Raw genomic sequence first — 752 nt, 5'->3', positions numbered from 1 at the left:
ACGTCACCGACCGGGCGGCCCTCGCCGACCTGCTCGCGGCGATACCCGCCGAACACCCCCTCACCGCCGTCTTCCACACCGCCGGGACGGCGGTGCACGGCCCGCTCGCCGAACTCGCCGCGCCCGACGTCGAGCAGCAGACGGCTGCCCGTGTGCTCGGTGCGCGTCATCTGGACGAGGTGACGGTGGAGTTGGGTGTGGAGCTGGAGGCGTTCGTGGTGTTCTCCACGGGGGCGTCGGTGTGGGGCAGTGCGGGCAATGGGGCGAACGCGGCGGCGGGCGGTTATCTGGACGGTCTGGTGCGTGCTCGTCGGGCGCGGGGGCTGGCGGGTTCGTCGGTGGCGTGGGGTGGCTGGCTGGGTACGGCGATGGCGGTGGGGGAGACGGCGGAGCAGTTGTCGCGTCGGGGTCTGCGGTTGTTGGAGCCTGAGGCGGCGTTGCGGGCGTTGCGTCAGGTGCTGGAGCAGGACGAGGTGTCGGTGACGGTGGCCGACATGGACTGGTCGCTGTTCACGCCGGGGTACACCATGGCCCGGCGCCGCCCCCTCATCGAAGACGTCCCCGAGGCGGCCCGTGCGTCGACCGACGCCGAGGCGACGGGCGGGGGCGAGGACGCCGCGGGCAGCGGGCTCCGGGACCGGCTGGCCGGGTTGACGGAGCCGGAACAGCAGGCCCTGCTGCTGGCGCTGGTGCGCGGGGAGGCGGCGCAGGTGCTGGCGCACGGGTCGACGGCGGAGATCACGCCGACCAGG

1 protein-coding gene is annotated in these 752 nt (G+C 74.1%); it reads left to right on the top strand.

Features of this window, described 5'->3' with window-relative positions:
- Nucleotides 1–752, top strand: a 752-nt coding sequence (locus KMS84_RS04895; RefSeq protein WP_256914780.1) for a beta-ketoacyl reductase, incomplete at both ends; no start/stop codon positions are given.

This window comes from Streptomyces hilarionis, from assembly GCF_024539675.1.
Classification (GTDB): Bacteria; Actinomycetota; Actinomycetes; order Streptomycetales; family Streptomycetaceae; genus Streptomyces; species Streptomyces hilarionis.
The sequence above is the reverse complement of the archived record's forward strand: the minus strand, read 5'-3'. Positions and strand labels throughout refer to the sequence as shown.